This window comes from Microcoleus sp. D3_18a_C4 (assembly GCF_036702415.1).
GTDB lineage: Bacteria > Cyanobacteriota > Cyanobacteriia > Cyanobacteriales > Microcoleaceae > Microcoleus.
Genome location: NZ_JAUBTI010000186.1, coordinates 1 through 5,838, shown reverse-complemented (window position 1 = coordinate 5,838; position 5,838 = coordinate 1). Strand labels below are relative to the sequence as shown.

Here is a 5,838-nt window from a genome sequence, read left to right as displayed (position 1 = left end):
GTCCTTTTTGGACGGGCGGGACGCCCATCCCACAATAACAATTAAAATTGTAAGTTATTTAATTCGCGATCCTTAGTAAAGAATTTTATGGTGGGGCGGGGGCGGGTTTATTAAATCTGTTTGCACTGTGAGGATTATTGGTGAACCCGCCCCTACAGTTCACTCATGACTAATTACTAATGACTAATTTTGTAAGGTGCGTCGCTGTAAGATTGTCTATTTTTTTAGGAATTTTTGAGGGCGACGCACCCTACGACCAATGATTAATGACTCTACTTATCTTTCACCTGTTCGTGAACGCTAGGAGATAAAGAAATTAAATCGTCCATATTGCGCTGCATGGCCGCACACATATTGTCCAAAGGCAAATCATTGGCATCGTGTCCGAAGGGATTTTCTATTTCAATGCCGATTTCTTCTATCCCGAACAAAGTAAAACTAATTAAAGCCACAACTAAGCCGGTTCCCCAAGTTAAATCTTTCACCATTTGAAAGGGCAGTGCCAAACAGTAAAGTAACAATAGTTGTTTCAGGTGAATCGCGTAAGCCAAAGGGATAGGCGTCTTCAAAATCCGCTCGCAGCCACCTAATACATCAATCATAGAGTTGAGCAACTGATTCATACCAGTTAACTGATAGACATCCAGGCAATTGCGCTCGTACTGCTCGTGCATATAATCCTCAATCCAAAAGGCAATTTCTAGGGGCGGATTGTTCATTGATTTGAGCTTTTGGTACTGCGCTGGGGACATTAAATGCTCCAACTCTGGATTAACTGATTGTTGCCGCAAGTGCAATTTCAGCGCCACTGCAAAGGCAGGTAACAGGCGCAGGGCTGACTTTTTGACTTCGATATCCTGCGGGTCTTTTTCCTCAATTGCTACCCAGATTTGGCGCGCCAAATTGCGGACGTTGTTGACTAAAGTTCCCCACATTTTTCGACCTTCCCAAAATCTTTCGTAGGCTGTATTTGTCCTAAAAACTAACAGTAAACCCAGGACAATACTCGGTACAATACTCGACAAAAAGGGCATGGATACCTGCAACTTAAAAAAGTGCAGCAGGGAAATAAAAACTCCAAAGCAGCCGCACAGCAAAACGCGCGGCAAAATTGAGGGAATGACAGACCCCCGAACCTGTAATGCAATTTTAAACCACGACGGTCGATCGCCACTCATGCAAGTCTCCTCATTAAATTAGTAGTCTGCGCCCTAGGGCCTGCCGCACAAATGCCTGCTACACTTAGTTCTGCTGCTCCCCTCAGTCTATTTGAGATTCGAGATTTTAGATTGACTCCACAGATAAACCTGGGGCGTTTGAACTTTGGTCTAAAATTTTTTGGTCTCCACGACTGCTGTCGGGGGCTTGTATCCCTATTTGGGTGCGGTGACAGCTTCCGAAAAAAGCTTTCCTACAAACAACCTTTGGATTTTACTCAAAAAACTAATCTTTAGGATCAATCTAAAATCTAAAACCTAAAACCTAAAATCTAAAATTGATTGACTGAGGCACTTAATTCGGTAAGATTAACTATGTATCTTTAAACCTCAGCTTCCGTGCAAGAGCTACCGACATCTGTGCCCCCGCATTTTCACCGATTGCCAAACCAACGGTGGCAAATTTATTCGCCTCAACCACAGCAAGCCGAACAGTTTGCCACTGAAATCGGTTTGTCGCCCTTGCTGGCACAGGTACTGATTAACCGGGGCATCGATTCGGTTAAAGAAGTGCAAGGGTTTATCGAACCGGAATCTCTGGTTTTGCCCGCGCCAACCGATGAGTTTCCAGATTTGGCTGCGAGTGTCAAATTGTTGCGGGAGGCGATTTCGGGAGGGCAAAAAATTGCGATTTGCGGCGACTACGATGCTGACGGGATGACGAGCACGGCTTTGTTGCTGCGAGCTCTCAGGGTTCTGGGGGCGAATGTGGATTATGCTATTCCGAGCCGGATGCGAGAAGGTTATGGGATTAACGATCGCATTGTAGAAGAATTTCACTCGGAAGGTGTCGCTCTCATTCTCACGGTTGACAACGGCATTGCAGCCTACGGCCCGGTTGCCAGAGCGCGAGAACTCGGTGTCAAAGTTATTATTACAGACCACCACGATTTGCCACCAAAACTGCCGCCGGCCGATGCTATTCTCAACCCGAAATTAATCGCAGAATCTTCACCATATCGCGGTTTGGCTGGCGTAGGTGTTGCTTATGTTTTGGCGATTACTTTGGCTCAGGATATGCAGAAACTGGGCGGGTTGGTGAATCCGCTGCTGGAGTTATTTACTTTAGGAACTATTGCGGATTTAGCACCTTTGACAGGAGTTAACCGCCGCTGGGTGAAGCGGGGTTTGCGGCTGTTGCCTCACTCGCAATTGGCGGGTATTCAGGCTTTGATTCAGGTGGCGGGAGTGCAGCCGGGAAGTGGGGAAAGTTCATCTATTCTCAACTCAAAACTCAAGGGCGGGCACGGGGGCACCGCCCCTACTCAAAATACGTTAAAGCCTGAAGATATTGGTTTTAGGCTTGGCCCCCGGATTAATGCTGTGGGGCGGTTGGCTGACCCTCAAATTGTGATAGAGTTGCTGACTACGGACGATCGCGAATTAGCTCTCAAAAACGCGATGCAGTGCGAACAAATTAATCAGCGCAGGCAGGAGTTGTGCCAGGAAATTGAGCAGGAAGCCATCGCTTGGTGCGAGAAAAGCGATCTCGACTTGCAGCAAGAACGAGTTTTAGTTGTCGTGCAACCGGGTTGGCACCACGGGGTGATCGGGATTGTAGCTTCTCGGTTGGTGGAACGCTACGGCGTACCTGTGTTTATCGGTACTTTTGAGGATGAGGCAGTAGGGGCGGTGCCCCCGTGCCCGCCCGCTAAAATTGTTCGGGGTTCGGCGAGGGGAATTCCTGAGTTTAATGTATTTGACGGGCTCAATTTTTGCGCGGATTTATTAACTAAATTTGGCGGACACAAAGCGGCGGGCGGTTTTTCTATGCCGGCCCAGAATCTAGAACAATTTCGCAATCAACTGTCAATTTTTGCCAATCAATGTTTGCAGCCGGAACACCTAAAACCGCTGGTTTCAGTTGATGTGCGAGCGGATTTGGCTGAGATTAATCTCGACCTTTACCGACAAATTGATGCTCTGGAACCTTGCGGGATTGAAAATAAGGCTCCTGTATTTTGGACACCTAATGTTTGCATAACTGAACAGAAAATTGTTGGTAAAGGAGGTCACGTTAAACTAACTGCAACTCAAGATGGAAATGTATCGGCTAGTGTGAAGGCGATTGCTTGGCGTTGGGGGGAATATTTTCCTTTGCCTCGGCGGGTTGATATTGCTTACCGATTGCGGGAAAATAGTTTTAATGGCAAGACATCGGTGGAGTTAGAATTGTTGGGTGTCCGGCTGCCCGCAAATGCTGCTAGTTCCCGGCCGCCGAGGTTCGGAAAAGTTGAGTTTGATTATTGCGATCGCACTTATTCTTGCAGTCTGTCTCCTGCCGGCTCGATCGAAGAATTGAGAATTCGCAACTCTCAAGGGCAAGTTTTGGCTGTGGCACCCGGACAAAACATCGGTTTGTTAGGCAACTCCCGCAAAGATGCTAGAGAAGTCGATGTATCTCTACCTTTTTTTGAGAATTTGATTCAAACTGCTAAACACGCCCTGGGTATTTGATAACTCGGTATTTGATAACAAAGCTCGTGCAGCAGGGAAAATTGGCGATCGAGCGTTGTGAATTTTCAATAATTTAAAACTCAAAACTCCCAACTCTCGATCGCCCCGGAGCGTGCTATAATTACAGGTCGCCGCCTCTAGCGGCCAGCAGAAAAATCACGATCGGGCCAGAAAGCACGACGGCTGCGAGTAAAGCTACCTGAACAATGAGTTGGTAGTCTACACCACCCAGACCACTGAAAAGATCGGTTATAAAGTCCATTTGTCCTCCTGACTGTAGTGATTAAGTCTAGATTGTTGAATTAGAAAATCCGCTTCTGATTTTACCGGGCGATCGTCCCTATTTTTTAAGGAACTTTACAAAATTCAACAAAATGTAAACTACGATCGACCTCTCAGTCACAGGAAACCAGGGACTTGATGCCCCTTCCTGGAAAGTCCCCCCAATCTAAAATCTAAAATCTAAAATCTAAAATCGAACCGCCCCTTCGGGCTCTGAACCTCCGGCGCTGGCAATTGATATACTTGAAGAGCCCAAATCTCCTAAAGTTTGGCATTTTCCCGATTATGCTCCGAATCTAAAATCTAAAATCTAAAATCTAAAATCTAAAATCAAACTATGGCTACTTGGCGTTGCGTAAAGCAGTGCGGTGCTTGTTGTTACCTCGACCCAACAGAGCGCCCAGACTTAGACGAGTATTTATCTGAAGACGAATTAGCGCTCTATTTGAGCTTAGTCGGAGAGGACGGTTGGTGTATCAATTTTGACAGAGCGACGCGAGAATGCGGAATTTATGCCGATCGACCGCGCTTTTGTCGGGTAGACTCAGAGGTGTTTCAGGATATGTACGGCGTTGAGCCGGCCCAATTGAACGATTTCGCGATCGAGTGCTGCTTGGAACACATTGAAGATCTGTATGGCGATCGATCTTTGGAAATGATCCGCTTTAACTCTGAAGTCGGAATTCTCGCCTTACCTGACAACTAACCGACTTGATGCCCGTTTGGGCTTTTGTCCCTCCGGCTCATTTTCGATATCGCCATCTCAATTCTTTAATCAAAAGTCTAAAATCTCAAATCGAACGATCGTCTGCCGGTTTCTCACCGGGAGAGTGTCAAAATAAACAAATCAAAGAAATATCGCGCAGTTGAGTTGATCCATGAGCAATCGAGAGGGTTTTACAGGGGGATTTATTGCCGGAGCTGCAGTTGGCGGCTTGGTGGGTGCAGTTTTGGGCGCGGTGCTGTCGCGGCGCGCTGCTGAAGCTTTGCTGAGTGAACCTTCAGACGCAAAAACCAGAAAAATCCGCCAGAGGAAAGCCAGCCAACTCGAAGCCGACAGTATGGAAGTAGCAAGGCTGAGTTTAGAAGATAAAATTGCCCAGCTAAATCAGGCAATAGATGACGTGCGGCTGCAACTCGGCGACGTAAACGGGAACGCGCCGGCGCCGGGGAGCGAGGGTTCGATCGCCAACGACTCCTGAATCCCTTTAAAATTTTAGATTAGTCTGGCAGATCGATGCGCGCTACTGACATCTTGCACCATTCTCGCTTCACAGGCCTTTCGGGCCTGTGAAGCCAAGAGTGAATTTTATTGTGGGCCGTTACTCTTCTAGCCCGCCCGTAAACAGCCTCATGCTCCCCCTCTCCCCGACCTATGCTAAACTTTAAGTTAAAGTGTCTGTAAACTTTACTCAAACTACAAGCAAAATTTATGAGTTCTTCCATAGGCCTTTTGGCAACCACGCTGTCCACATTTCTGCAAATCTATGTAGCCCTGATGATTATTCGGGTGCTGTTAAGCTGGTTCCCTAACATCAATTGGTACGACCCCCCGTTTTCAATTTTGAGTCAGTTAACAGACCCTTACCTCAATCTATTCCGCTCGATTATCCCCCCCTTGGGAGGGATTGATTTTTCGCCACTAATTGCGTTTTTTGTACTGCAATTCGGCTCGGAATTCTTGATCGGTCTTTTGACCAGCTTGCAAACATCCTTGTAGTTTGAAAAGCTTAAGTTTTTAAGCATCGAGCGTAAATTGTTTTGCCGACCTAGCTGCCGACAACTAAATTTTAGATTTGACATTTTTAGGGAGCATCTCAGTTTTGCATTTACAGTGCGAGCGTCCCCGCTCGCGTATTGTACAATACGCGAGCGGGGACGC

6 protein-coding genes are annotated in these 5,838 nt (G+C 46.9%); 4 read left to right on the top strand and 2 right to left on the bottom strand.

Annotated features, from left to right (window positions below; translation table 11 throughout):
* Nucleotides 1-272: 272 nt before the first annotated feature.
* Entirely contained in the window at nt 273-1,178 is a 906-nt protein-coding gene (locus QUB16_RS32710) for a bestrophin family ion channel (protein ID WP_333322516.1), read from the bottom strand.
* 378 nt (nt 1,179-1,556) lie between these two features.
* Here QUB16_RS32710 and QUB16_RS32705 point away from each other — a divergent pair, with 378 nt between their 5' ends.
* Nucleotides 1,557-3,674: a DHH family phosphoesterase gene (locus QUB16_RS32705; RefSeq protein ID WP_333322515.1), complete on the top strand. Its 2,118-nt coding sequence runs from the start codon at nt 1,557-1,559 to the stop codon at nt 3,672-3,674.
* A gap of 121 nt (nt 3,675-3,795) precedes the next feature.
* Here QUB16_RS32705 and psb30 read toward each other — a convergent pair whose 3' ends face one another.
* Nucleotides 3,796-3,936: a photosystem II reaction center protein Ycf12/Psb30 gene (gene psb30 / locus QUB16_RS32700; RefSeq protein WP_333094330.1), complete on the bottom strand. Its 141-nt coding sequence runs from the start codon at nt 3,934-3,936 to the stop codon at nt 3,796-3,798.
* 357 nt (nt 3,937-4,293) lie between these two features.
* Here psb30 and QUB16_RS32695 point away from each other — a divergent pair, with 357 nt between their 5' ends.
* The 3 genes from QUB16_RS32695 to QUB16_RS32685 all read left to right on the top strand — a co-directional run bounded on the left by QUB16_RS32695 (nt 4,294) and on the right by QUB16_RS32685 (nt 5,676).
* Entirely contained in the window at nt 4,294-4,662 is a 369-nt protein-coding gene (locus QUB16_RS32695) for a YkgJ family cysteine cluster protein (RefSeq protein ID WP_333322513.1), read from the top strand.
* Nucleotides 4,663-4,834: 172 nt separating this feature from the next.
* Nucleotides 4,835-5,158, top strand: a complete 324-nt coding sequence (locus tag QUB16_RS32690) for a hypothetical protein (RefSeq protein WP_333322512.1) — start codon at nt 4,835-4,837, stop codon at nt 5,156-5,158.
* Between the two features lie 230 nt (nt 5,159-5,388).
* A complete protein-coding gene (locus QUB16_RS32685; RefSeq protein WP_333102770.1) occupies nt 5,389-5,676 on the top strand; it encodes a YggT family protein in 288 nt (95 codons plus the stop codon).
* Nucleotides 5,677-5,838: the final 162 nt, after the last annotated feature.

Bases quoted from the DNA above. Each gene is read 5' to 3' on its own strand.
- psb30 (WP_333094330.1), bottom strand. From the start codon at position 3,936: ATGGACTTTATAACCGATCTTTTCAGTGGTCTGGGTGGTGTAGACTAC.
- QUB16_RS32695 (WP_333322513.1), top strand. From the start codon at position 4,294: ATGGCTACTTGGCGTTGCGTAAAGCAGTGCGGTGCTTGTTGTTACCTC.
- QUB16_RS32690 (WP_333322512.1), top strand. From the start codon at position 4,835: ATGAGCAATCGAGAGGGTTTTACAGGGGGATTTATTGCCGGAGCTGCA.
- QUB16_RS32710 (WP_333322516.1), bottom strand. From the start codon at position 1,178: ATGAGTGGCGATCGACCGTCGTGGTTTAAAATTGCATTACAGGTTCGG.
- QUB16_RS32685 (WP_333102770.1), top strand. From the start codon at position 5,389: ATGAGTTCTTCCATAGGCCTTTTGGCAACCACGCTGTCCACATTTCTG.